The sequence below is a fragment of the Bradyrhizobium sp. IC4060 genome, from assembly GCF_020193715.1.
Lineage (GTDB): Bacteria > Pseudomonadota > Alphaproteobacteria > Rhizobiales > Xanthobacteraceae > Bradyrhizobium > Bradyrhizobium yuanmingense.
Genome location: NZ_JADYVJ010000004.1, coordinates 423,384 through 449,636 on the forward strand (window position 1 = coordinate 423,384; position 26,253 = coordinate 449,636).

The window sequence follows — 26,253 nt, forward strand, 5'->3', positions numbered from 1 at the left end:
TGGGAAGGCACAGCAACAATAAGAATGGAGAGAAATAACATTCGGAGGGGGACACATTCCGATGCCCCCCTCTGGCCGGACGGCCGTATCAGACTGCCGCAGTAAAAGCGGTGGTGATCGCGGTGATCCCGCCTGTCAGCGCGGTTCCGATCGCACCGCCGGCCCCAACGCCGAACACAGCTGACACTGCGCCGATGATGCAAACCGCGACGATGATGTACTCGAATGACACCACGCCGTCCTGGTCCGTCCGCAGACGCTTCAACGCTTCCTTGGTCTCGATGAAATGATGCAACATAGAGGAATCCCTTCTTTCAAGATGGATTTTTCAGACACCTTGGCAACTTCAGCGGCTGCGGATTTATCTCCGGCCCCGCCAGCGACAAACTATTCATTAAATGTCTATTATCGTCAACATTTAATATATAATACATATTTCATATTAAGCTACCGCAAAATAACCCGTCGCGACGACCCAACAATCGACAAAACCGTCGCAATACAAATACGATAGCCGACCCAACAATTGAATCCCGACAAGAGCGCCGGCTGAGAGCCGGTAAAGAATCACCGGATTATTACGGATGAGCAGCGTTTAATAAGATTCATCGATGCTGCGCCCAGGCCGGCGCGCATGGAGCAAGTTTCGCCGACGTGCGGCGGCGCGAACAGCACATCTGTGCACGACGGCTGAGGTGATCCCTTAAAAAATTCCGATCGCACTGATCGCTGCCTTGCAGCCGCATGATTCCCGTCAGTTGCACCGGTGTGCCGCAATCATAGGGGCTCCTGGACCCCACCTTGCGAGGCGGACCATCGCGGGATGGTGGTACGCTCTAGAGCGTAGCGCGCAGCCAGGACCCGTCATCATTGTTACGGGCTCGGTAGCCGGCGCATCTGCCCTGGGTGCGGGAAAAGCAAAACAACCGATTATTTTATTATTGTATATAATCATGATGACTCCATCACAAAATTAAAAAATATGTTGGGGAAAAGAAAACCTGGGAGGTTGGAATGGAAGCTGCCCGCCGCTTTCGCGCAATGGCCTTGCTTTGCCGTCAGACTGCTGTACTCCAACCTGCGCGAAGCTGGAAATTGCTTGCAGAGGCAGAGTACTGGGAACATCTGGCCGCCGCGGCCTTAGCTCATTGAGCTTCAGTCGGGCGTTCTTTGTCTTCCGTTTTCGTCGACTTCCTAGTTAAGTCCTTTTCTGAGGCATGTGATGTCGAGTACGCGTCAAATTTCTTCTAGTGCTGTTCTGAGCGAACGGCACCAGGCGCTTCTGGAGGAGCTCAGAGAGGTGGAGAAACTTCGAAGTAAGCTCCGACATCTAGAAACAAAACCAATCGGCAGAAGGCGGCGTACCAAAGCGAGCGGCATAGCTAGAGCCGTTTAGAGACCCGCCGGATCCGAGGATAACCCGGCTCACTCGCGCGGTCGATGCACGGATTGCCCGCGTTCCTCGCGTCCACCTCTACCTTGAAAGAGGACTGGGCGGCTTTCATCTGCGCCTAGCGAGCCTCGGCGATGACGTCGCTACGACGCGTCGCCAACCAGCCAGGCCGGGGTGCCTCACAACACTTGAACGAACTCGGCGGCGAGACCGGCCGCCCATTCAGGGTCGGGCGTTAGCTCCGACTTTCACTCGACGTTGCACTTCGGAACACCGCAACGAGCCGATCGCCTTCCCAAAGCTCAACGTCGTGCTCGTCATGCATTTGCTCGGCTCGGCGTCTCGCCGCCTGCTCGTCAATACAGTCGAGCTTTGCAGTGCAGATCACTTGCCGGCTGCCGTCCACCACGAAAACCTTATACCGCATGATGCCGTCCGATCCAAAAAGGTGACGATCATCGTACCCGAATGTCCGGTTAAGGCAGCGCCAAACTAAGTGCGATGCAACGGAACCATTGTACGTGTGGCAGTTCGGCGATACGTGCTCGTTCAATCCGTCGGTCGCGCGGCGGCAGTACCTCGTATGTCGCCACCTCAGTGGCGTAGTCTCACTGCGTGCCGAAGCGTGTGGCTCGAGCTTAAGAGCGAGAGGCCACCAAGCGTCATCAGCAGCCCACCGAGCCAGCCCGTCCAGCTGCGCGCTTCGTCGTGCCCCTCTGCAGTGCGCGGGCCCAGCGGCATATCTTGAGGTGGGTCGGCAGGCGCGGCGGCGAGAAACTGCCCAACGTTGACTTGATCCGGCACGGAGTGTTCGTGCTTGAGCTGGTTGCGGGGAATATCTCCGACGGGAGCCGCCGACATCAGGGTAGCACCCGTGCCGAGATCGGAAGTGGCATCTGCTACCTGCATTTCCGTTACAGGCGTCTGGGATTGCTCGGGCGGTGCAGAGCGCAGCAACTCCGCGCGCGCATCAACGATCACGCTCCGCGTGGTCTGCGTGGTCCGGTTCTCGTCGAAACTGGCGCTACGGTCTTTGGCCGCGGGAGCCCGAATGGGTTTCTTCACCGTCGCGATGCCCTCGGCCAGGAACCAGCATCTGCGACGACCGTCCGTTCGGTAGACCCAATGCTGTCCGCCACTGGTCGAGGTACCGGGACGCGGCGCGCATTCGGCTTGCGGCGGAGGGGTGGTTACCGTGGGTTGGGACGTAGCAGTATTGAAGAAGTCGGTTAGAGGATTGGAAGACGCAGGCGTCGCCGAAAAACCTCCGACAAGGAGCAAACTGGCGAAGTACAATCGCAAATGTCCGGACATCGGAAACTCCCGGGTGCGCCCCCGCTTGAGCCTTAGCGGCGACAACGGCCCCCATGCGGCTTAAATCGGGCAACGCGATGAATTAATGGTATTCTTGGCCACCTAATTTATATGCCGGTCCAGCACTCCAGGGATGCCTGCAACAAGGATAGGCCGATGGATTCATCGGTCATCTGAGTTGCGCCGGGCCTCGATCCGCGGCGTAGCCGCCCGGTCGATTGCGATAGTTGCGCCCGTTCCCGAACACCAAAGCAAAACTTGCCGGGGGATGAGTTCGTGGATGTCGCGATAGGTGGACACCCCCGCTACGAATTAAATACTCCATCGCGATATTGCCATCGTCGCGCCTTTCTCCCTGCCACCTAGCGGATTTAAATGTGGATTGTGCGATCAATATTTAACTGGCGGCTTGCCTGCTCCCTGATTCCCGACTTGTGTGCCCGGGCCTTCTGCCCAAGATTCGGATTGGAGCCATGAACACCGCGCATTTTAATTCGCTCTCCGTTGACGAGCTCTGGACCCTTCACCAAGAGGTCGCCGCCAAACTCACTCAGAAAATGTTGGTGCAAAAAGCACGTTTGGAGGAAAGGCTGCGCAGCATTAGACTGGCCAGCGAGGTCACACGGCTCAATTACAAGCGCCGTCGTCCATATCCGCCCGTCCGTCCCAAATATCGCAATCCGAAGAACCCAGCGGAGACATGGTCGGGTCGTGGCAGGCAGCCGCGATGGCTGCGGCCGCAGCTTCGAAGCGGCCGAGACTTGGACGATTTCCTGATCGATCAGGCTTCAGCTCAAAAGCGCCAGACAAATTGAGCGCCGATTGCGGCATTTTGGGTTGGGAATGCTGGCGCCGGCTGTTTCCCGATCTGAGATTTTCACATTATCGTTTTAACGCGGGTCATGACTATGGTTGGAGCCATTGGCCGTAGCGACCGCACTTGCGATCCGGCTGACGGTCTCGCTGAATCGCTCGGGGGGCCCGCGGCGCAGTGAAGACATCGACGAGAACTCAAGCGCACGATGGCCCGACTCTAGTCGTGATGCTCTCTGAAGTGCCGCCTAACCGCATTCCACGCTCGAAGGGCTGGAAGGAGGAGGACGACGAAAAGAACTCTGATTGCAACTGGAGTCATCCCGCGCTGCAGGAGTGGTGGTTCGCGACCATCCGAGCGACCGGCCGTCGTGTTGATCGTCGCCGGAGATGGAATTGCTGCGTGCCGAGTAGGTGCCGGTCTGCGCGAGGGCAGGACAGCTACAACGAACAGAACGTTCACCAGCAGCCATATTCCCACTATGAGAAGGACACTACGCACGAGAACGACCATCGTTGATCTAATCTGCCGAGCTTACTCCTGCCTCATGCCCGGCACGCAGCCGGCAACACTGCGTTCGCGGACGGAACCGTTTCGCTGCAGCCGGCACATTTGGCATCCGCCGATGCCATCAGGCCCTGAGCGCTTCGCGAACGCCCAGGATCGCTCGCAGCCTAGTCGGGCGCAACACTCGCGTCTGTGCGCTTTCGAACATTCATGCCCCTTCAGGTATGCCCGTTCTGTGCATCATCGGGCGAGAGCCGGACAGAGATAGCTCATCAGCCAGGACGGCCGACCTCAGCCCGCAGTCCCTGAACAGGGGCCGGGTCATGGAGCATGGCCAAATATCGCAGCACGATGAGCGACGAATTTGGCGGTCCGCATCGAACCAGTATCGAGTTTCGGCAGTTGACTCCCGGTGAATCCGAACAAGCAAACTGATTGTTCGGGCCGAGGATAATATTAAAAGCTACGCCGGCACACATGAAGGACCTCCGAGGACGTTTGGAAAAGGTCCGCGCTGACGCCAGAGAATTTACGCTGATGAGTCAGCGGGCGACGGACATAGAGAAGCGCGAGCTGTTCAAGCGCTTGGCGGATGAGCTCGCCTTCGAGGCTCTCGAGCTCGAGCTGATCGTGAAGAAAAATCAGCCACCTGATCCGTGCGACAAGCACGAGGTCGTGGAATTTACGTTACCCTCTCAGCGAAAGCGCGGCTGACGCGAAAGAGGTTAAGCCGGCTAGATCGTGCGTGCATAACGGATCTTTGCGCATGACCCCGCCAGCGATCGCTGGCCGCCGCATCGAACTGCCCATTGCGCTTCGCGGGCCCAGATCCGGAACATTCTGGTTCTGCAGCAAGCGGTATCTTGCTGCGCCGGACAGAACACACCGTCCGTTTTGCCCGCTCCGATTTCCTATTCTACGACAAGCACGTGACCGACTTGTCCCATCGGATCTGCGCGCTGTATCGAATGGGTGAAGATATAGAAACTAGGGAAACACCGAATAGCAAACCGGCCGTGTCCACTCCAACAAAAACGTCGCACCAGACGCGCTTTGCTCTATCGAAGAATTTAAAGAAGCCCTTGCGGGCTTAAAGGTGGTGGGCGCACCAGGGCTCGAACCTGGGACCCGCTGATTAAGAGACATGCTATGGCCGTTGATTCTTCAAGAGAATTTTTCCAACTGGGCCAAAATCCCACCATTAGAGATCAATGACTTACAGCGAAATATCCAACCGCGGAGGGCACCTGACGGTTTGGGGACACGCGACAAGAGATGGTCGCGGAATCCCCTCTAGCAATTTAAATAGGTTGGCAGTCGCTTCCAAATGAGACCAGATCTCTCAGGAGGAACAGTCCCGGGCAAGGGGCGCGAGAGTATTTGGGAGGGGACACCGCGGTCACCCTCGCTTGCGGGCAGCAGTCAATAGGAAGGTTCGGCTACCTAAAAAAGCAGCACCTTCCTGGCACTGCCGACAACCGCGGCATTTCAGCATTGGCTTCTTCGAAAGCAGCACCGAACGGCAGGCAATCCCGTACAAGCGCGCAAAGATGGTTCAGCGCCAATCGGGAGCTGAGACATGTCCCAGTCAGTACACGTCCGACCTTTTCGTGACCTCCTCGACAGCGGGGGCGTCGTTGAGGACCCGGAGCGGATCGCCACCTACACAATGGATCAACGTCAGCTTTTCACGGGTTCGACGTTTGCCGTGCTGAAGCCGGCGACGACACAGCAAGTCGCCGATATCGTACGGCTGGCGGCGCACTACGGGATCGGAATCGTTCCGCAAGGCGGCAACACCAGCTATTGCGGCGGCGCTACGCCGGACGCGTCCGGACGCCAGGTTATCGTGAGCCTCGAGCGGATGGACAGGATCCGCGAAATCGATCCCGTCTCCATGAGCATCTCTGTGGATGCCGGCGCCATCCTGAAGAACGTCCAGGACGCCGCGGCGGCTGCGGGCCTTCTGTTGCCGCTCAGCCTCGGCGCGGAAGCCAGTTGCCGGATCGGCGGCAATATCGGCACGAACGCCGGCGGGCTGTCGGTCGTGAGGTACGGGATGACGCGCGATCTGCTGCTCGGAATCGAGGCGGTGCTGGCGGACGGCACGGTGGTCTCCGACATGCGCAAGTTGCGGAAGAACAATACCGGCTACGACGTCAAGCAGTGCTTCGTCGGAAGCGAGGGGACTCTCGGCATCGTCACGGGCGCAGTGTTGCGTCTCGCGCCCTTGCCGACCCGCCGCGCGACTGCCTGGCTGAAGCTCGCGAAGGACGCTCCAATCGCCGAGCTTCTCACGCTGATCCGCCGCGAATCGGCGGATCTTCTGACCACGTTCGAATTCATGACATCCCGATCGATTACGCTCGCGACCGAAGCAATAACTGACCCGCCCTCCCTCGGCGCGGGCCCCGGAGGCGCCGTTCTCGTCGAGTTCGCCTCTTCCTCACGCCATCTCGATCTCGACGAACTGATGGAAGCCGTTCTGGCCGAGGCGATCGAGACCGGCTGCGTCGATGACGCATTGCTGGCGCAGAGCGGATCGCAGCGAACCGCGATGTGGCGGCTCCGGGAGACCATCCCCGAAGGCGAGAAGCGCCGGAACGGATCGGTGAAGCACGACATCTCGGTACCGCTTTCCTCCATTCAGCGCTTTCTGGACCTGGCCGGCTCGCAGGTACGATCGTATGACGCCGACCTTGAACTGTCCGTCTACGGCCATGTCGGCGACGGCAATCTGCACTACAACGTGCTCGTTCCTCGCGATGTCGACCGGCTGGAATTCACCAAGCGGATCGAAAGCAGCCTTTCGTTGCAACTCTACGACACGGCCGCCGCGCTCGGCGGCACGTTCAGCGCGGAGCATGGCGTCGGTCGCTTCAAGAAGCACCTTCTAGCCCGGTACAGCGATCCTGGGCGTATCGCGGCCATGCGCCGGATCAAGACCGCCTTTGATCCGGCGGACATCATGAACGCCGGCGCGATCGTTTGCCCAATGGGAGGGAAGTCTGCCAGTTGAACCATCAGCCGGCGTGCCGATGCTTCCGAACGGCGGGGCTTCGGCCGATGCACCCCGATCAGCCAAATCCTCTCGTGCATAAAGAAAGAGCCACTCCGAAGGAGTGGCTCAAGTTGGGGAGGAAACGCTCCTTGGGGACTGCAGGGCCTGATTTCCGGCTCGATCTTCAGATGGCGGCTATGTCCAGCCTCGAGCCGTCGGTCAGACGCGACAGCCGGAACGGTGCGGGATCGACGCAAGGCGTGTCGTTGACGACCAGCTCTGCGGCCAGATAGCCGAGCCCCGGGCCCAAACCGAAGCCGTGACCCGAGCAGCCGGCCGCGAGGACGAGGCCCTTCACCCCGTCCACCTGCGACACCACGGGCACCGCGTCCGGCGTGCAATCGACGAAGCCGCCCCAGGCGCTATCGATCTGTATTTCGCCGAGTTGGGGGAAGGTTTTCCGGACACTCGCCACCACTTGGCTCACCAGCCATTTCAAGGGCGGAGGATCCAGCACGCGATTCTGCTCGAATATCCGATCGTCGTTGGTCAGCAGCGCCGCCATTGAATCCGGCCCCGAAACGAACGATTGGCCGACGCCGAGCCTGACGTTCTTCAGGCGACGCAAGAACTGCGGCATGAACTCCCGGCTGTATCGGATCGCCTGGGGCGTGATTTCGAGGTTCGCCTTGCCGCTGATCGCAAGCGTATAGCTGCCATCCAGTCGGCGCGTGATCGTGCAGTACGGTGTGGAGACCGCCTCGCCGATGTTGATTGTCGGGGTAGAACGCAGCGCGGTCTGCCGGATGCTCGCCTGGGGGAAACTGATCCCGAGCGGCCGAAGGAAGCGCGAGGACCAGGCGCCGGCGGCGCACAGCACCGCGCTGGTTCTGATGTAGCCCTTCTCCGTGTGCACGCCCGCGATCTTGCCATTGGCCAGGTCGAGCTTCCGCGCAGCGCATCCCTGGTGGATCGTGGCGCCCAGAGTTCTGGCCGCTTCGGCGATAGCCGGCGCGGCGAGCGCAGGTTCGGCCTTGCCATCCCGCTCCGAATAGGTGCCGCCGACCCATTTGTCGCGCGCTTCGGGGACGCGCTCGGCCACCTCCGCCCGACTCAGCACGCGGGTGTCGACGTCGTACTCCCTGGCGACCTCGCGCCACTTTTCCCAACCCGCGAGCACAGCCTCGTCATGGGTCGCATAGACGAGACCGCAGCGACGAAATCCAAGGTCCCGATTGACATCGCGCGTGAGTTCGTCCCACAGCCGCATGGAGAGCACCGAGAGCGGCAGTTCGCGCCGGTCGCGGTTCTGCTGGCGGCACCAACCCCAGTTTCGGCTCGATTGTTCACAGGCGACGTGGCCCTTCTCGAGCAGCGCCACGGAGAGGCCGCGCTTCGCCAGGTAATAGGCGGCCGTAGAGCCGAGGATGCCGCCGCCGACGATGACGACGTCGGCCTCGGCCGGAAGACGCTCATCGCTGTGAATGCGCTCGACGTGGGGCGACATGTTCCAACGAACCTCGGCTGCCAAGAATGCGGAAGCAAAGTTCCGATCAGCCCTTCATCGCATCGTGCGGTCGATAGAATGTGCTGAAATCATCAAGGACTTCGCAAGATGTTCGGGTTTTTAACCACTTGAGTGATACGAGCTGCTCTAGCGGGACCGAGTCCCAGTTCAGCGCAGAAGCATTCATCGGTAAAATCCGAGAACGGCCTTGGTCTCAAGATACTCCTCCATGCCCTCGATGCCGTATTCGCGACCGTTGCCGGAGCGCTTGTAGCCGCCAAAGGGAGCATTGGGGTCCCAGTCAGGATAGTTGAGATGGACTTGACCCGACTGGATCCGCCCCGCGACGGTTCGCACTGTCTCCATATCGGTGCCCTGCACGTGGGCGCCGAGCCCGTAGACGGTGTCATTGGCGATCGCGATCGCCTCGTCCACGGTGTCGTAGGGAATGATCGACAGCACCGGACCGAAGATTTCCTCCTGCGCGATCCTCATGTCGGGACGGACGTTCGAGAAGATGGTCGGCCGCGCATAGAAGCCAGTCCGAAGATCGCCGGGCCGACCTCGCCCGCCGATGACGAGCTTGGCGCCTTCTTCCAGGCCGACACCGATCATGGTCTGCACGCGCTCGAACTGCGGCCGGTTCGCAACCGGGCCATGGGTCGTGCTTTCCGCAAGGGGATCGCCGACCACCAGCTCTGAAGCGGCCTCTGCCGCCAAGGCCTCGACCTCTTTCATGTGTGAGCGAGGCACCAGCATGCGCGTCGGCGCGCTGCAGGATTGGCCGAGGTTGCGGAAGGCGGCCGCGACGCCCAGCGGAACGGCACGGCCAAAATCGGCATCAGGCAAGATGATATTCGGTGACTTGCCGCCGAGCTCCTGGGCAACGCGCTTGACGGTGGGTGCAGCCGCTTGCGCGACGAGAACGCCAGCCCGGGTCGAGCCGGTGATCGAGATCATGTCCACCTGCGGATGCGACGCGAGACGAGCGCCGACGATCGGGCCTGTTCCATTGACGAGGTTGAAGACGCCGGGCGGACAAGCGGCATCGTCCATCACCTCAGCGAAAAGCAAAGCACTCAGCGGCGACAATTCGCTCGGCTTCAACACCACCGTGCAACCAGCCGCGAGCGCCGGGCCGACCTTGGCTGTGATCTGGTAGAGAGGCCAGTTCCAGGGGGTAATGAGACCGCAGACCCCAATCGCCTCTCGCATGATCGCGGTGCTGCCGCGTGGGGTGACGAACGGATAGTTCGCAAGGTTGTCGCGTGCGACACGGATGTGCTCGGCGGCCAGCGGCACCTGGGCTCGGCGCGCATAGGTGATGGCAGCTCCCATCTCGAACGTGAGGACCTGCGCGAACAACTCCAGCCGCTGGAGAAGCAAACCATGAACCCGATCAAGCAGCGCCGCTCTTTCAGCAGGCGGTGTCGTGGACCAGCCGGCGAAGGCTCGTCTGGCAGCTGCTATGGCGCAGTCCACATCATCGTCGTCGCCAAGCGTAACCTCGGCGATCGACTGCTCCGTCGCCGGATTGACGACGGATGCTGCGGCCGCGACTGATCCGATCGGCTTCCGCCATTCTCCGTCGATGTAGAATTTTCCGAGCAAGCCGGCTTCCGTCAGGTGTCGAAGGGGCGAGGTCATTGGAAGCGATCCTTTCGACGGCCTACCAGCCGCGCATCCGGGGCCATCGCGCTTCGATCGCCTCGCTGTCCGCGGAAACGACGTTGTACAATTCGTGTTGCGACGCCGTCGCACAGGCGTGATTGGGCAGGATGCGGACCTTCGCGCCGATCGGAAGATCGGGCAAAGCGTGCGCCGACCCGGGTCTGACGGCGAGGATCCCGTGCTCCTGGCTCGCTTGGGAAACAATCAGGTCGGGAAAGACTTTGCCCGCCACGTCGCAGACCAGACCGTATCCCTGGTCGGCCGGCTGTGCCGCGGTGCCGCGGTCGCGCGACAGGGCCATCCAGCCCGCATCGACCAAAATCCAGCCCTTCTCGGGCTTCTTCCCGATCACAGTGGCGAGCACCGAGATTGCGATGTCGTCGGTCGTACAGACACCGACGCCGTGCATGACCAGATCGAAGAACATGTAGACGCCGGCCCGCATTTCCGTGACGCCGGTCAGGTCGTCGGCGAAATGCGCGGTCGGCGTCGAACCGACACTGACGACACGACATTCATGGCCGGCCGCGCGCAATGTCATCGCGGCGGCGACGGCCACGGCGCGCTCGCTCTCCGCAGCCGCGACAAGGGCCGCAGGCGTACTGAGGCCGTAGGATTCGCCGGCATGGGTGAGAACGCCGGCGATCTTGACGCCGGCCTCGGCCATGGCGGCCGCAACGACCACGAGTTTCGGATCGGTCGCGGTCAGCCCACCGCGATGACCGTCGCAGTCGATCTCGACAAGGGCGGACGGTGTCACACCGGCTGCGCGCCCGGCCGCGCCAAGCATGGCAGCCTGCTCAGGCGAGTCCAACAGCACCTTGATGTCGATGCCTGCTTTCTGCAAGCGCATCGCTCTGTCGGAGGTGTGCGGCGCCAGACCTACCGCATAGGTCATGTCCCGGAAACCGTGCTGTGCGAAATACTCCGCCTCCGCCAGGGTGGAGACAGTAATTGGCCCGGGCACGGACCGATAGACGCGCCGGGCGACGTCAATGGATTTTCCGGTTTTCATGTGGGGCCGCAGCACCACACCGCGCGCGGCCATGCGCGAGGATAGACGGGCAAGATTGCGATCCAGCCGGTCCCTGTCGAGCAGGAGGGCGGGAGTTGCCAATGCGGCCAGCGTCGCGGCGACCTTGCCACTCTGGATATCTGTCCCGCGCATCGCCTGGCCTAGCACTTCGATGTCTCCTAGCCGAACGACTGGTTGGCAATTGCGAAGCTGCGCGCCGGACCGGTCGATTGCGCCGGCATCCCCAGGGTCATGGTGGTGGCGTCGCTGACATGCTGCAGGCCAATGCTTTCGAGCCACGGCCCGAGTTGCGATGCCGCAGACGTATCGATGCGGACGAAGCGCCCACCAAGGCGTGCGAGCGCTGCCTCGATCAGCGCACGTGCATCGGTCGGGCTTTCGGCCGCAACAGGGCCAATGACATGCCCGCGACCGAAAAGCCGGGAGATGGCGTAACCGCGGGCTATGCCGTCACGGTGCAGGACATAGCCATCGGCGTTTTGGACGAGCCGATCCAGCATCCGTTGCCTTTCCCAACCGGTGGCCTCGCGATCGAGCCGCACGACTGCATCGAAATCCGATGCAGCCATTGCCCTGACGAGGTCCGAGCGCGGCGACCTGCCGGTTTCGCTTGGAATTCCCTGATGCTGGTGGATGACCCCGATCGGCACGAAGCCCCGGCGTCGGTAAAGGGCGATGCCTTCGGCTGTCGAATTCAGCGCGACCGTTCGTGGGCGCGCGGACGTCAGCAACGCGTCCATGAGTCGCGCCCCGTAGCCGCGGCCCTGAACAGCCTTCGCGACGATGATCATCCCGGCGGAAGCATGCGTGTCGCCATATGGCCACCACGCCGCCGTTCCGATCACCGCTCCGGCGCGCTCTAGGACGAAGCCACGGCCCAACTGCAGCGCGACATCCCAATCCTCGATCCGGTAGGGCCAGGACATCTCTTGCGAGAGTCTTAGCGCGCCCTCCCGATGCGATCTGGCGAATGGAAGCAGGACCACATCTTCATGGACGCGATCTTCGGCCGCTGCGGTCGTCATGATGGGGCAAGTCTCTTTCGGTTTGCCGGCCAGATCGCCAGTGCCAAGACGAGGGCTATCCGGGTGATCCTCGCATGGTCCGCAGCCTATCTTGCGGCTCACAGCATTACGTATCGGACTGGAGCCAAGTTCGGCACAGCATTTCAATGATGATGCGATTGAACGACCGATCTGCTGTCAGCGGCTGGCGCGCCACAGAGCGATGCGGTCCCGCATGCGATAGCCCTGAATGAACGCGGGCATGAACCAGGGATTGCCGCGATAGAACGGGATGAAGGCGGGAGGGCGGAAGTCAAAGGCAGTGCACGCCTGCGCGTCATGTCCCATCAGCTTGTGCGCCGCATGCATGCCGACCCATGGCGCCCAGACCACGCCTGAACCGCAGAAGCCGGTGGCATAGACGATGCCGTCCTGCTCGAAGATGCGAGGAATCATGTCGCGGTTCATGGCGACGTTGCCGAACCAGCTGTGCGAGAGGCGAACGCTCTCCAGTTCCGGAAACAGATTGACCAAGCCCTTGCGCAGAAGCAGCTTCGGAGCGATTGGATCGCCGACGCGAGAGCTGTCGCGGCCACCGAGCAGAATGCGTCTGCCGTCGGGCGAAGGCCGGTAATAGAAGCCGACCTCCCGATTCTCGGTGATCATCATCCCTTTCGGCATCAGCCGCGCCATGACGTCGGGCGCGAGCTCCTCCGTTGCAATGATCCGGCTGCGCACCGGGACCAGCCTGCGGCGCAGGAAGGGCACGGCACCATCGGTGTAGCCGTTGGTACAAACCAGCACCTGACGCGCCTGCACTGGACCGGCCGCAGTGACGACGCGGAATGCGCCATCTCTTTCGATTGAAGTTACAGGCGTCCGGGCGTGCACTGCCAATCCGGAAGTGAGCGCAACCCGCAGCAATTCGGCGTGGAATTTGGCTGGGTGCAGTCCGCCGATATCCATCCGAACCGTACCGCCGCGATAGACATCCGTGCCGATGTACTTGCGCTGCTCGGCGTAAGGAACCGCATAAGCTTCTATCCCGAGTCTCTTCGCGAGCCTTTCTGCAGTACGAGCCATGGCTTCGTATTGCTCATAGCCGAAGGCGCCCTTAAACTGCCCCACCGGCTGGAAGTCGCAGGCAAGGCCTTCCGTCTTGATGAAATCGTACAGGAACTCGCGTGCGGCCTTGCCTTCCGCCTCGATCGCCAGCGCCTTCTCTTCGCCGAAACGCTTCGTGAGCGTTGCGTAGTCCGGCCGAATGGACCCACTGGTAATTCCGCCGTTGCGCGTGGAAGCTCCCTCGCCCGGATCCATTGCGTCAAAGGCTGCAACCGAACGCCCCTCGCGCGCGAGCGTCAGACCAGCCGAAAGTCCCGCATAGCCCGCACCAACGATCAGCACGTCGAGCCTCTTGGGCAGTGGTTGCCGAGGCAGCGGCTTGAGCGGGGCGGCTTCCCACCAGTATGGCGTCGCCTTCTCGTCTACTCTGGGCGCATGCATGGCATTCGTGTCTCTTATGTCTTGTGGTGTCCAGCCGAGGCTTGGCTCGGCTGATCAGATGTGATCGTTTCGAACGTCGAGGGCATCTCGCAAGCCATCGCCGATGAAGTTGAAGCTCGTCACCGCAATCGTAATCGCGGCGCCGGGAATGATCGCGAGCCATGGAGCGCTCGCCAGATATTGCTGGGCGCCATTGAGCATGTTGCCCCAGCTCGGCAGCGGCGGCTGGATGCCGTAGCCGAGAAAGCTGATATAGGCTTCCAGAAGGATCGCACGGGCGACGGCGAGGCTTGCGGCGACGATGATTGGACCCATGGCATTGGGCAGGACCTCGCGGAACATGATGTGCCTGCGGCTCAGTCCCACCATGCGCGCAGCCTGGACAAACTCGCGCTCGCGCAGCGAGCGGACCTCGGCCTCGACGATTCTGGCGGTCTCCATCCAGCTCGTGACGGCAATGATCACGGTGATCATCACCGGGCTCGGCCGCAGCATGGCGGCCAGCGCCAAGACGAGGAAGATCGAGGGATAGGAAAGGAAGCCGTCCACCACGCGCATCAGCGCTGCCCCGACCCAACCGCCGCGATAACCCGCCGTCACACCGACCAGGGTGCCGATCAGCGTCGACAGCAGCATCGCGGAGAATCCCACCAGCAGCGACACACGCCCGGCCTCCAATAGCCGTGCAGCCAAGTCACGTCCGAGGGGATCGGTGCCGAAATAGTGGTGCCCGCTGAGAGGCGGCGCAAAGCGGGCACGCAGATCGATCTGGAGGGAGTCGTAGGGCAAGGCATAGGGGCCGATAGCGCACGCCAGCACAAGCAGGGTGATCATCGCGATGCCGACAAGCGCCAGATGATGGCGCATGAAGCGCGCCACCGCACGGCTGTGCCACCACCGAGTAGGAGCTGCGTGCACGACAATGGTGGTCATATCTGCTGCCTCCTGGTAACAGGGCGAGCCGGCGGGCTCAGCCCAGACGAATGCGCGGGTCGACGGTAGCGATGACGATGTCTGCGATCAGGTTGCCCAACACGACCAGGATGGCCGAGAATATCAACAGTCCCATCACCATCGGATAGTCACTGTAGCCGAGGCTGTCGAGAAACAGCCGCCCCATTCCCGGCCAGGTGAAGACAGTCTCGGTCACGAGTGCGCCGGTCAGAACGCTGGGCAATTGCATCCCGGCCAGGGTGATCATCGGCAACAGCGCATTGCCGACGACGTGCTTGAGCAGGATGCGTCGTTCGCTCACGCCCTTGGCGCGGGCGGTCTTAACGAAATCCTGACTTAGCGCATCGAGCGTCGCCGTGCGCATGTAGCGGCTCCAGATCGCGACATGAACCAGCGACAGCACCAGGCTCGGAAGGATCAGATGGTGCAGATAATCCAGCACCGAGCCGTCGCCGATCGTGTACATGTTCCCTGCAGGTACCCAACCGAGCTTCAGCGTAAAGATGTAGATGCCGATGAGGCCGAACCAGAAGGTCGGGACCGACAGTGCCACCATGGCACCCACCGTCGCGCAATAGTCGAACAGGGAATAGCGGTGGGTAGCACCGCGAATGCCGATCCAGGTGCCGGCCGCGATGGCCAATACGGTGGACGTGCCCATCAGCAGCAGCGTCGCCAACAGATGTCGGCCAATCACCGACAGCACCGCCGAGCCATCGCGGAAGGAGTGTCCCCAGTCGCCCCGGATCAGCCGCGAGGCCCAGTCGAGATACTGAAGCCACAGGGGCCGGTTCAGCCCAAGCTGGGCTGCGAGGCGCTCGACGTCCTTCTGGGTCATGCCGGGATCGAGCCCGAATTGCGCGAGAGGGCCGCCAGGCATGAGGTTGAGAACCGTGAAGCCGATGATCGAGACGATCACCAGCAGCACGATGCTCTGCGAGAGACGGTTGAGCAGGAAGCCGGACATGCGAGCCCTCCATTAGCGTGACAGGACCACCGGCCGCTCCTTGCAGGGCGGCCAGGACATCAGCTCGCCCAGTACCAGGCCAGCGCATTCCAGGATTCCGTGCGCGTATTGCCGTTCGGCACGAAGCCGTTGATGCCCTTCTTGAGTCCTTCGACCGCATTGCTCTGGTACAACGGAAGGAACGGCAGGTCGCGACGAACAAGTTCCTGGACGCGAGAGTAGATCGCGCGCCGGGCTTCAGGATCGAAGGTCCGCGCGCCCTTGTCGAGCAGAGCGTCGACCTCCGGATTCGCATACTGCGCATTGTTCGAGCCGCGACCACCCTTGGCTCCGATCGAACGCGAGTGAAGGCGATTGGTGACGTCCGGATCGGCACCGATCAGGTACGAGCTGCCGACGATCACGGAATCGAATTGCGATTGCATCCAGAACTCGCCCCACATCACGGCGGCGGGCAGGTTCGATATCTTCATCTCCACGCCCAGCTGAGCAAACGTCTGCTGCAGGAATTGCTGCACCTGCTCGCGGAGCGGATCTCCGGAGGTGGTCGAATTGGTGAACGACAGGCGAACACCGTTCTTGGTCCGAATGCCGCCTGCTCCCGGAGCCCAGCCCGCCTCGTCGAGAATCTTGCGCGCGCGATTCAGATTGAACTGGTGCAGCGGCAGGCCGGCATTGAAGTAGAAGGACTGCCGCGGCATGAACGTCTCCGTCGGCGTCGGCACGCCGTAGTAGAGTCCCTGGATGATCGCCTCCTTGTCGATCCCCGCATAAAGCGCCTCGCGGACCGCATGCTCCTTGAACTGCGGGCGCTCGAGGTTCAGGTAGAAGGACTCGAACGAGGCCCTTGGGACCAGCGTCACCACGCGGTTCGGCAGCTTCTTGGCTTCACCATAATGATCGGGAGTGATGTAGGGCTGACCGACGAGATCGATGTCGCCGCTCTTGAACTGGGTGTAGAGGACGGTGAGATCGGGAATGTACTTGAAGACCAGCCGCTCGATATGAGGGCCTTCACCGAAGTATTCGGTGTTGGCCACGAGTTCGAGATGGTCACCGGCGACCCGCTTGCCCCACTTGAACGCGCCGGTGCCGACCGGCGCCTGGTTGAAGGCGGCATTGTTCGGATTGGCCTCTTTTTCCAGGATGTGCTTGGGCACGATGAAGGTTTCGGTCAGGAACGACAAATACGGCGCAAAGGCCTCTTCCATTCGCCACGAGATCTCCGTGGGTGAGACCACCGTGATGTCCCGCACGAGAGAATGGCCGGACGTGCGCCAACTCCGGAAGTTGGGGTTCGTGATCAGCTCGAGCGTGAACTTCACGTCCTCGGCGCTGAAAGGCTTGCCGTCGTGCCAACGGACATCGTCACGCAAACGAATGCGCCATTTGAGACCGTCTTCCGAAATGCCGCCGTTCTTCTGGCTTGGCACTTCCAATGCAAGGTTGGGCTGAATGACGCCTTGAGGATCGATGCGGAAGAGTGCGTCGAAGACCGAGAAATGCACACCATCGTCGACTTCAATGTGGGCCATCAGCGGATTGAAGACGGTCGGCTCCTGCCCAAGTCCGACGATCACGCGGCCGGTTGGCTTTGCCGGAGAGGTGCGCGCGAGGGCCGGCTTGCCCAAGAGATTGGGCGCGAAGATGCCGGCGGCTCCGCCAATTGCCACCATGCGCAGGGCATCGCGCCGCGAGTAGTTCGATGTCGCAGAACGCTCGGTCATAACGTCTCTCCTTAGCTGTTGTGTCCGACGTGGCTTTCATCTTGAGGCATGCTCCCGGGCTGCTCGCCGGGGATCGCTGCCACCAGTTCTCGCGTGTAGCTGGATTTCGGGTTGAGGAAGATCTGGGACGGCGGCCCCCGTTCAACGATCTGTCCTCGATGCATGACGGCAATTTCATCGCAGATCTGGCTTGCGACGCGCAGATCATGGGTGATGAAGATCATCGAGACGCCCGTCTCGCGTTGAATCTGATCCAGCAGCCTCAAGATCTGGGCCTGGATCGATACGTCGAGCGCAGAGACCGCTTCGTCCGCAATCAGGAGCTTCGGCTTGAACATCAGCGCCCGCGCGATACCGATGCGCTGGCGCTGCCCGCCGGAGAACTCGTGCGGATAGCGGTCGAAGGCTCCTGCATCGAGGCCGACATGGGACAGAAGGTCCCGCGCCCGCTCGGCAGCCTCGCTGTATGGCACCCCATGCGCAACGGGACCGACCGTGAGAATATGCCCGACCGTCGATCGCGGATTCAGCGAGGCAAAGGGATCCTGGAAGATCATCTGGATCCTGGGCCGCAGCGATCGAAACTCGGCCTCGGAAAGCCCGGCAATGTCACGCCCTTCGAACAGAATCGAGCCGCTGTCGCACTCCATGAGCTTGATCAGCAGCCGACCGAGCGACGACTTGCCCGAACCGCTCTCCCCAACGACGCCGAGCGTGCGGCCCGACGTGAGGTCGAAACTGACCCCATTGACCGCAGGCACGATGCGTTGCGTGCGCAAAAACGCGCTGCCGCTGCGATAGGTTTTTGCGAGGCATTCAACCTTGAGAATGGCAACTGGGTCACCAGCTTCCAAGGGCACACGGTTTTTGCCGGTCAGGTGCGGGACGGCTGCGATCAGTCGGCGCGTATAGAGGTGGCTTGGCGACTTCAGCACCTGCTCGGCACTGCCCTGCTCCACGCAATGGCCTTTCTCCATCACCACAACGTAATCGGCGATCTCAGCCACGACGCCGAAATCGTGGGTGATGAACATGACGCTCATCGCCTTGCGGCGCTGAATGTCGCGGATCAATTTGAGGATCTGCGCCTGGGTCGTCACGTCCAGGGCGGTGGTCGGCTCGTCTGCAATCAGGATCGCGGGCTCGAGAGCCAGAGCCATGGCGATCATCACGCGCTGCCGCTGTCCACCCGAAAGCCGGAATGGATATTGATGATACATAAGCTGCGGATCGGGCAGACCCACTTCAATCAACAGATCAATCGCCCTGCTGCGACGGGAGGCCGGCGTTCCGACGTCGTGCGCAGCCATCACCTCTTCGATCTGCGCGCCCACGGTCATCAGCGGGTTGAGCGCCGAGAGAGGGTCTTGAAAGATCATTGAAACGATGCGGCCGCGCAGGCTGCGGAGCTTGTCGGGCGAGAGGCCCACCATGTTCTCCCCATCCAGGTGGATCGCACCCGAAGAGACCCGGATCGCTTTCGGTAGAAGCCCCATGATCGCATTCGCGGTGACCGACTTGCCCGATCCGGATTCCCCGATGATACAGAGAATCTGCCCGCGTTTCAGATCGAAAGAGATATTCTCGACGGCGTAGGCTCGCTCCATTCCTTCCGGCAGACTCACGGTCAGCTCGCGCACCGACAGCGCGACATCGACGGGGCTTGCCACCTGGATGCCAGAGGCCATGAAAGCATCCTCCTTTTTCAAGCCGGTGCCGTCATCTTGCTGCGGCCGGCGCCTTCGGCTCCTTGCGCCTCCACGCTCCTTGGACAGGTCGATAATTCGCCGCTCAACTTGCCATTCCTTCGTTGGAGGCTGCGACATGATTCAGGCCTCTTCGCGCAAGAAGCAAGAGCTGTTGCTTAGAGCGCAGCACCGACCTAATTGGCCAGCTCGATCGAAGCGAAGCTCAGTTGGCATCCACGTCATGGCTTGATCGCTTCCGCGAAGGCCTGCTCCTGGACAAGGCTCATGCAAGTTGCCTCTTTGGACTTCGACCATCGATCGGTTGGTTCTGCCGATCTTGACGATGTCGATCACCGCAGAGTCGCCGAAAGCCGGCATCGAAGCAGCAGGAACTTCTGAAAACGAAGTCCGATTTGGCATTTCAGTCTGCGCCGCGAGACCCGCCGTGGCGCCCAGCCAGGAGGGAGCGCAATGGATTGCGCGAGCGCGTGCGTCTGGCTGGCCGCCTGCAAGCTGCGATGCAAGCAAAGTATTTTCGCAATAATAGCCTGTGTCAAAGGCAGCAAACCGCAGGATATTCGGTCTCACGGCGAAAGTCCGTGAGGGCTGCGGCAATTCCTCGGTTACGCTACGGCAACCACCGGAGATCCCCAATCCGATGAGCGCGCCGCTCCTGCATATCGAATCCAATCCATCCCTACCTCGTGAGGCAGACGTCGTTGTGATCGGCGGCGGCGTCGTAGGCGTGTTCACAAGCTACTATCTCGCCCGCCGCGGCTTCAAGGTTGCTTTGCTTGAAAAGGGCCGCGTCGCCGCCGAGCAGTCCAGCCGCAACTGGGGATGGTGCCGCCAACAGAACCGCGATGCGCGCGAGTTACCGCTTGCGACCAAGAGCCTGGATCTCTGGGAAAGGGTTGCCGGAGAGACCGGTGAAGATACGGGTTTTCGCCGCTGTGGGCTTTTGTATCTGTCGAACGACGACAATGAGCTGGCCGGCTGGGCAAAGTGGCGAGACTTTGCCAGGACCGTCGGGGTCACGACGCACATGCTGAGTGCGGAAGAAGCGAGCGAGAGAGGCAGGGCGACCGGTCGCAAGTGGAAGGGCGGCGTCTTCTCGCCGACAGACGGCACGGCAGATACTTCAAAGGCCGTGCCCGTCGCCGCGCGCGGCATCATGGCGGCGGGTGGCAGCGTGCACCAGCTTTGCGCGGCTCGTGGCATAGAGCTCACTGCCGGCCGCGTCAGCGGAGTGGTGACGGAAGCGGGCACGATCCGGACGAAGACGGCGGTCATGGCAGGAGGTGCATGGGCGTCCTCGTTCTGCAACCAGCTGGGAATTCGCTTCCCGCAGGCATCCGTTCGCCAGTCTATTCTCGCCGTGGCCCCTGGCGCCGCCGGCCTTCCTGATGCCCTTTACACCGGGCTCGTCTCGCTCACGCGGCGCGGCAATGGCGGATACACGCTCGCAATCAGCGGGCGCGCGCGAGTCGATCCGACGCCGCAGCAATTCAGGTTCGGCCGCGAATTCCTGCCCATGTTCGCCCGCCGCTGGCGAAGTCTCAGCCCTGGGGCTTTCGAGGGCCTGCGGCACGGCCATGAATCCCTGGCGAAATGGGGGCTCGATGAGGTGACCCCGATGGAGCTGAACCGGACGCTCGATCCTCGCCCTGACATGAGGCAGATTCGGGCGACACATCGACGAGCTTGCAAGCTCGTGCCGGAACTTGAGCGCGTCGAAATCTCAAACGTCTGGGCCGGCTACATCGACAGCACGCCGGACGGCATTCCAGCAATCGGTGAAGTTGAGTCCATTCCAGGGTTCATCCTTGCGGCGGGATTCAGCGGCCACGGTTTTGGAATTGGCCCAGGCGCGGGTCATATGATCGCCGACATCATCACGGGTGATCCGCCGATCGTCGACCCGCGCCCCTACAGGCCGGCGCGGCTGAAAAAGAGCGCCTGGGGCAAGGTCAGCGAGTTCTGAATTGCAGCTTCCGCCTCGGTGGGAAAAGACGCTGGTTGATGCTATGACAATGCATATGACGCTGAAGTCTCAAAGCCCTCACGCCGTTGTCGGCCCCATCTGATGGCACTGCTATGAAGCTCGATAAGATCGACATCAGGATTTTATGCGAACTGCAGAAGAACGGGCGGATCTCCAACGTCGAGCTCGCAGAGCTGATCAACCTTTCCCCGAGTCCGTGCCTGATGCGCGTCAAGAGGCTCCAGACGGAGGGCTTCATCACTGGCTACTCCGCCCAGATCGATGTTGCCAAGCTCGGACAAACTCTAACCGTCTTCGCTGAAATCACCCTGAAGAATCACCGGCAGATCGATTTCGCGCGCTTTCTCACGACCATTGAAAAGATCGATTCCGTCGTCGAATGCCACCTCGTTTCGGGCGGGTACGACTATCTCGTCAAGTTCATCACGGCGGGTATCAGCGAATACCAGGCCGTCATGGAACGGCTGGTCGAGATGGATATCGGCATCGACAAGTATTTCAGTTTTGTCGTGCTGAAGTCCCCGATCGTGAAATCCCATCTGCCGCTGGAAAGCATATTCAACGGTTGACAAACAGGCGCAGCGATTATCCTCTCATCGCTGCGCGCACGTCCCTATCTTCCAGCGTCTGGTCCAGCGTAGTCCTTGTCCGCTCGATGATGCCGTCGATGTCCGCATCCGTGCAGCAGAGCGGCGGCGCATAGCCGAGCACGCCCTGGGCAAAGGCGCGGATGACGAGACCGTTGTCCCATGCGCGGTCGAAAATACGGCGCGCTGGATCGGCTTCCGCCGGCAGCGGCGTCTTGCGCTCCTTGTCAGTGACGAGCTCAATCGCAGCCAGCATGCCGCGACCGCGGACATCGCCGACGAGCGGATGATCCGCCAGCGCGCGAAGGCCTTCCATGAGACGGCATCCCGCCTTCCGGCCGTTTTCCAGCAAGCCGTTTTCGTAAAGATCAAGGCACGCAAGCCCGACAGCTGCGCTGACGGGATGTGCCGAATAGGTGTAGCCGTGGCCGATGGCAGCCTTGCCGGCGCCATCAGCGATCGTGTTGTAGACGCGGTCGGACATCAGAACGGCCCCCATCGGCACATAGCCCGAGGTAAGCCCTTTTGCCGTTGTCATGAGATCCGGCACGACGTCGTCCTCTTCACAGGCGAACAACGGACCGACACGGCCAAAGCCGGTGATGACCTCATCGGCAACGAACAGAATGTCGTGCTCCTTGCAAACAGCGTGCATCGCTTTCATCCAGGACGGCGGCGGAACGAGGACGCCTCCGGACCCCTGTATCGGCTCGACATAGAAGGCCGCGACGCGTTCGGCGCCGAGCTCGGCGATCTTGGCGCGCAGAGCCGCGACCGACGCCGCAATGATCGCCTGGGGATGCGAACCGACGGGGTTCCGATAGGCGTAGTGCGAGGGAATTTTGTGCTGCCAGCTGTATGGCACTCCAAATCCCGCATGAAAAGCCGGCAGCGCGGTCAGGCCAGATCCTGCCGTCGACGATCCATGGTAACCAGATTCGACGGAAATGAACTGGTCCTTCTGCGGCCTACCCTTGGCATGATAATAGTAGCGGATGAACCGGATCGTGCTGTCGACGGCGTCGGAGCCGCCCAAGGTGAAATAGACATGGTTCAGATCGCCAGGCGCCAATTCAGCCAGTCTGGCGGCCAGCCGGATGGCCGGGTCGGAGCCCAATCCGAAATAACCCGTCGCATAGGGAAGTTCGCGCAACTGCCTGGTGGCCGCTTCGACGATGCTGTCCTGCCCATAGCCGGCATTGACACACCACAGGCCGGCGAAGCCGTCCAGCAATTGACGACCCGAGACATCGGTCAGCGTCGCGCCTTTCCCTGACTTCAGCACGCGGACGCCAGTCGCCTCGTGGCTGCGATAGGATGAGACCGGATGAATCAGATGCGCGCGATCGAGTTCAACCAGCGAGTTGCTCAACATGTTGTCCTCCAGATCAACCGCACGCTTGTGCGGCACTCCCAATGTCTTCGGAGCTCAACGTAAGACGCCCGGAACAGCAGTTGCTCCCAGGCATGACATGGACGGAAGGCGTTTTGACTTTGATTGACGATCGACGCGGCATCTTGTGCCGGCATCGGCCTGTGCCTGGCATTGGCGCTCAACTCGGAGGCGCCTTTTCACACAACTCTCTGCCACGGCGCCGATCCGATACGACACAATCTGCTCTCCGTCGCCGCGACAGCGGTGCTTTATCCGGTCCTCTGCTCGCTATGATCCCTGTCGTACCGGACCGCGGTGCGTGAGGACCGAAAAGGATCGAGCGATGGCAACGTTTAGACCGAAATACATCACCTTCGACTGTTACGGCACGCTGACCAATTTCGACATGGCCGGCGCGGCAAGGAGGGTCTACGGCTCTCAACTTTCTGCCACGACGATGGCAAGCTTCATCAAGGATTTCGCTGCCTATCGCCTGGACGAAGTTCTTGGCGCGTGGAAGCCGTACTTCGAGGTCGTGCACAATTCAGTAGAGCGCGCTTGCAAGCGCAACGGTATCGTATTTCGGCCGGAGGATGCCCAGCGCATCAATGAAGAGATCCACACGTGGGGTCCACATCCGGACGTCCCGGCGGGTCTGGCCAAGGTTGCCAGGGAGATTCCGCTGGTCATCTTGTCGAACTCAATGAAGAACCTCATCATGTCCAACGTGGACAAGCTCGGCGCTCCCTTCCACACGGTCATCACGGCCGAGGAGACTGGCGCCTACAAGCCGCACATGAAAGGCTTCGAATACATGTTCGACAAGCTGGGCTGCGGCCCGGAAGATATCACTCACGTCTCCTCCTCGTTCCGCTACGATCTGATGACCGCCTACGATCTGGGCATCAAGAGCAAGGTCTGGGTGAACCGCGGTCACGAGCCCGCGAACCCCTTCTATGAATACACCGAGGTGGCTGACATCGGAGGGCTTGCCGCAGCAGTCGGCCTGGAGCCCCTGCGCAAGAGCGCGTGAGCGCAGTTCCCTCAGGTTCTCTCGTTGCGCTTCAGTTCTTCAAAAGCTTCAATCGAGATCGGTGCGCCGTGAAGCAAAAAAGGGGGCGGTTCGACCGCCCCCCTTTTTTTTTGCTTCAGATATTGGGCCGCTCAGTCCAGGCCGCCGACGTGGAGCGCCTTGGTCTCGAGATATTCTTCTATCCCGAGTTGAGATCCCTCGCGTCCTAGGCCCGACTGTTTGACACCGCCGAAAGGCGCCACCTCGGTCGAGATCAGGCCGGTGTTCAAGCCGACCATGCCGAACTCGAGCGCCTCGGCAACACGCCAGGAGCGCTTGAGGTTTTCCGTGTAGAAATAGGCGGCAAGGCCAAAAGGCGTGCCGTTGGCGATCGCAATCGCCTCGTCCTCGGTCTCAAAGCGGAAAAGCGGTGCGACCGGCCCGAAGGTCTCTTCCGAAGCCAGGAGCATCTCAGTTGTTGCGCCGCCGAGCACGAGAGGGCGGGCATATTGCCGACCTTCCGGCACCGCCTCACTCTCCGAGATGATCTTTGCGCCCTTATCCAGGGCGTCCGTGACGTGTCGCTTGATCTTCTCGATCGCCGCGCTGTTGATCATCGGCCCGATTGCGACCCCCTCTTCCGTCCCGGCACCGACCTTCATTTTTTCAACCTGGCTGGCGAGCTTCTGGGCGAAGGCGTCGTAGATGCCAGCTTGCACCAGGATGCGATTGCAGCAGACGCACGTTTGCCCGCCATTGCGGAATTTTGACGCAATCGCCCCCTCGACCGCCCGGTCGACGTCGGCATCGTCAAAGACGATGAACGGCGCGTTGCCGCCGAGCTCGAGGCTGAGCCGCTTGATGTTGTCGGCGGCGCCCCTCATCAGCAAAGCGCCGACGCGTGTCGATCCGGTGAACGAGATCTTGCGGACGGTTTCATTGGCCATCAGCTCCGCGCCGATGTCCGCCGGCATGCCCGTCACGATGTTGATCACGCCCGCCGGGATTCCGGCCCGCTCAGCCAGGACAGCGATGGCGAGAGCTGAAAAAGGCGTAAACTCAGATGGCTTGATGACCACTGTGCAGCCCGCAGCAAGCGCTGGTGCCACTTTGCGGGTTATCATCGCGTTGGGGAAATTCCAGGGCGTGATGATCCCGCAGACGCCGACCGGTTCTTTCAGCACCAGAATGCGACGATCGACGCTGGGCGCCGGGATTGTCGATCCGTTGATGCGGCGGGCCTCTTCGGCAAACCATTTGACGAAGGATGCCCCATAACGGATCTCTCCGAGAGATTCAGCAAGCGGCTTGCCCTGTTCCAGCGTGAGCAGAAGAGCCAAATCCTGCTCATGGTGCCGCATGAGCTCATACCAGCGCTCCAGCAGCGCAGCGCGCTCTGCATGAGCCCGGGTCTTCCAGTGCTTGAACGCGGCGGCCGCCGCGTCAATTGCTGCCCTGGTCTCGTCTCGGCCCATATCCGGGATGGTGCCAAGCACTTTCTGGCTGGCAGGATCAATGACATCAACGGTGGCTCTCGTGCTCGCGTCCCGCCAGTTGCTGCCGATCAGCGCATGCTGGCGAAACAGATCCTTGTCCTTCAATGCAATCATGGGCTTGTTCCTTGGTTTCGGGCCCGACCTCACCATCACTGCCTGGATTTGCGCGTGGCGAGACGAAGCCATCTCATGCGAGCAGTACAGAACCGCACGCCGCATTTTTCCTTGAGAATGAAGTGTCTGGCCGCGTTGAATCTGGTCAGGCGCGGTCTCGGAGGTCGAATATTCTGAGGGCCGCTAGTGCAGCCCTCAGCATCGTCTCAATCATAATGACAGACGTAGATCTTTCGCACGGTCTCGATCGTGCGCCAGACGCCAACGAAGCCGGGTTTCATCACAAAGCTGTCGCCGGCGCGGTACCTCCTGGTCTCACCACCCTTTTCCTCGATCTCGATGAGACCCGAGAGAATGTGACAGAACTCGAACGTGGAGCCCTTGATGGAATGAGTCTCGCCGGGTGTCGCTTCCCAGACACCGGTCAGCACCTTCTCGCCTTTCGAGGCGTCCTGTGCCCAGGTCTTGAACGATGGATTCCCGGAGATGAGCCGTTCCGGAGCAGGCAAGGCGTTCTTCGGTGCGAAGTCCGGATTGGTGTCAATGGTGACCAGAAGGGACATGGCTTCTTTCCT

The 26,253-nt window shown here is 61.2% G+C and carries 20 protein-coding genes; 6 read left to right on the forward strand and 14 right to left on the reverse strand.

Going from position 1 to position 26,253, the window contains the following annotated elements; all coding sequences use genetic code 11:
• Positions 1-88: 88 nt before the first annotated feature.
• A complete protein-coding gene (locus I6F16_RS18035) occupies positions 89-298 on the reverse strand; it encodes a hypothetical protein (RefSeq protein WP_036008144.1) in 210 nt (69 codons plus the stop codon).
• Positions 299-1,987: 1,689 nt separating this feature from the next.
• Entirely contained in the window at positions 1,988-2,458 is a 471-nt protein-coding gene (locus I6F16_RS18040) for a hypothetical protein (RefSeq protein WP_225114734.1), read from the reverse strand.
• Between the two features lie 722 nt (positions 2,459-3,180).
• Between I6F16_RS18040 and I6F16_RS18045 the strand changes: the two genes are divergently transcribed.
• The 3 genes from I6F16_RS18045 (at position 3,181) to I6F16_RS18055 (ending at position 7,047) form a co-directional block, all read left to right on the forward strand.
• A complete protein-coding gene (locus I6F16_RS18045; RefSeq protein ID WP_074448231.1) occupies positions 3,181-3,522 on the forward strand; it encodes an H-NS family nucleoid-associated regulatory protein in 342 nt (113 codons plus the stop codon).
• A 983-nt stretch (positions 3,523-4,505) separates the two neighbouring features.
• A complete protein-coding gene (locus I6F16_RS18050) occupies positions 4,506-4,742 on the forward strand; it encodes a hypothetical protein (protein WP_109142896.1) in 237 nt (78 codons plus the stop codon).
• Positions 4,743-5,607: 865 nt separating this feature from the next.
• Positions 5,608-7,047: an FAD-binding oxidoreductase gene (locus I6F16_RS18055; protein WP_225173903.1), complete on the forward strand. Its 1,440-nt coding sequence runs from the start codon at positions 5,608-5,610 to the stop codon at positions 7,045-7,047.
• 166 nt (positions 7,048-7,213) lie between these two features.
• Here the strand turns inward: I6F16_RS18055 and I6F16_RS18060 are convergent, their stop codons facing one another.
• From I6F16_RS18060 to I6F16_RS18100, 9 genes are all read right to left on the reverse strand, one after another.
• A complete protein-coding gene (locus I6F16_RS18060; protein ID WP_036008157.1) occupies positions 7,214-8,536 on the reverse strand; it encodes an FAD-binding oxidoreductase in 1,323 nt (440 codons plus the stop codon).
• Positions 8,537-8,719: 183 nt separating this feature from the next.
• Entirely contained in the window at positions 8,720-10,183 is a 1,464-nt protein-coding gene (locus I6F16_RS18065; protein WP_225114736.1) for an aldehyde dehydrogenase family protein, read from the reverse strand.
• Positions 10,184-10,205: 22 nt separating this feature from the next.
• Positions 10,206-11,375, reverse strand: a complete 1,170-nt coding sequence (locus I6F16_RS18070) for an alanine racemase (RefSeq protein ID WP_225114744.1) — start codon at positions 11,373-11,375, stop codon at positions 10,206-10,208.
• A gap of 26 nt (positions 11,376-11,401) precedes the next feature.
• Positions 11,402-12,268, reverse strand: coding sequence for a GNAT family N-acetyltransferase (locus I6F16_RS18075; RefSeq protein ID WP_225148550.1), 867 nt, complete (start codon positions 12,266-12,268; stop codon positions 11,402-11,404).
• Positions 12,269-12,445: 177 nt separating this feature from the next.
• Positions 12,446-13,753, reverse strand: a complete 1,308-nt coding sequence (locus tag I6F16_RS18080) for an FAD-binding oxidoreductase (RefSeq protein ID WP_225114738.1) — start codon at positions 13,751-13,753, stop codon at positions 12,446-12,448.
• Between the two features lie 54 nt (positions 13,754-13,807).
• Positions 13,808-14,686, reverse strand: coding sequence for an ABC transporter permease (locus I6F16_RS18085; protein ID WP_036025129.1), 879 nt, complete (start codon positions 14,684-14,686; stop codon positions 13,808-13,810).
• Positions 14,687-14,723: 37 nt separating this feature from the next.
• The gene (locus tag I6F16_RS18090; RefSeq protein WP_036025127.1) at positions 14,724-15,674 is read right to left on the reverse strand and encodes an ABC transporter permease; all 951 of its coding nucleotides are present in this window, start codon (positions 15,672-15,674) and stop codon (positions 14,724-14,726) included.
• 59 nt (positions 15,675-15,733) lie between these two features.
• Complete coding sequence (locus tag I6F16_RS18095; RefSeq protein WP_225173904.1) at positions 15,734-17,401, reverse strand: peptide ABC transporter substrate-binding protein; 1,668 nt, start codon at positions 17,399-17,401, stop codon at positions 15,734-15,736.
• An 11-nt stretch (positions 17,402-17,412) separates the two neighbouring features.
• Positions 17,413-19,089 (reverse strand): ABC transporter ATP-binding protein, encoded by a 1,677-nt coding sequence (locus tag I6F16_RS18100; RefSeq protein ID WP_225114745.1) that lies wholly within the window; start codon positions 19,087-19,089, stop codon positions 17,413-17,415.
• 658 nt (positions 19,090-19,747) lie between these two features.
• Here I6F16_RS18100 and I6F16_RS18105 point away from each other — a divergent pair.
• On the forward strand, positions 19,748-21,073 hold the full coding sequence (locus I6F16_RS18105) for an FAD-binding oxidoreductase (protein WP_225173905.1): 1,326 nt from the start codon (positions 19,748-19,750) through the stop codon (positions 21,071-21,073).
• A gap of 113 nt (positions 21,074-21,186) precedes the next feature.
• The gene (locus I6F16_RS18110; RefSeq protein ID WP_027544593.1) at positions 21,187-21,663 is read left to right on the forward strand and encodes an Lrp/AsnC family transcriptional regulator; all 477 of its coding nucleotides are present in this window, start codon (positions 21,187-21,189) and stop codon (positions 21,661-21,663) included.
• A gap of 16 nt (positions 21,664-21,679) precedes the next feature.
• Here I6F16_RS18110 and I6F16_RS18115 read toward each other — a convergent pair whose 3' ends face one another.
• Entirely contained in the window at positions 21,680-23,056 is a 1,377-nt protein-coding gene (locus tag I6F16_RS18115) for an aspartate aminotransferase family protein (protein WP_225114740.1), read from the reverse strand.
• A 343-nt stretch (positions 23,057-23,399) separates the two neighbouring features.
• Here I6F16_RS18115 and I6F16_RS18120 point away from each other — a divergent pair, with 343 nt between their 5' ends.
• Positions 23,400-24,089 (forward strand): haloacid dehalogenase type II, encoded by a 690-nt coding sequence (locus I6F16_RS18120; protein WP_036025117.1) that lies wholly within the window; start codon positions 23,400-23,402, stop codon positions 24,087-24,089.
• Between the two features lie 131 nt (positions 24,090-24,220).
• Here I6F16_RS18120 and I6F16_RS18125 read toward each other — a convergent pair whose 3' ends face one another.
• Entirely contained in the window at positions 24,221-25,678 is a 1,458-nt protein-coding gene (locus tag I6F16_RS18125; RefSeq protein WP_225114741.1) for an NAD-dependent succinate-semialdehyde dehydrogenase, read from the reverse strand.
• 206 nt (positions 25,679-25,884) lie between these two features.
• The gene (locus tag I6F16_RS18130) at positions 25,885-26,241 is read right to left on the reverse strand and encodes a cupin domain-containing protein (RefSeq protein ID WP_109142887.1); all 357 of its coding nucleotides are present in this window, start codon (positions 26,239-26,241) and stop codon (positions 25,885-25,887) included.
• Between the last annotated feature and the right edge of the window lie 12 nt (positions 26,242-26,253).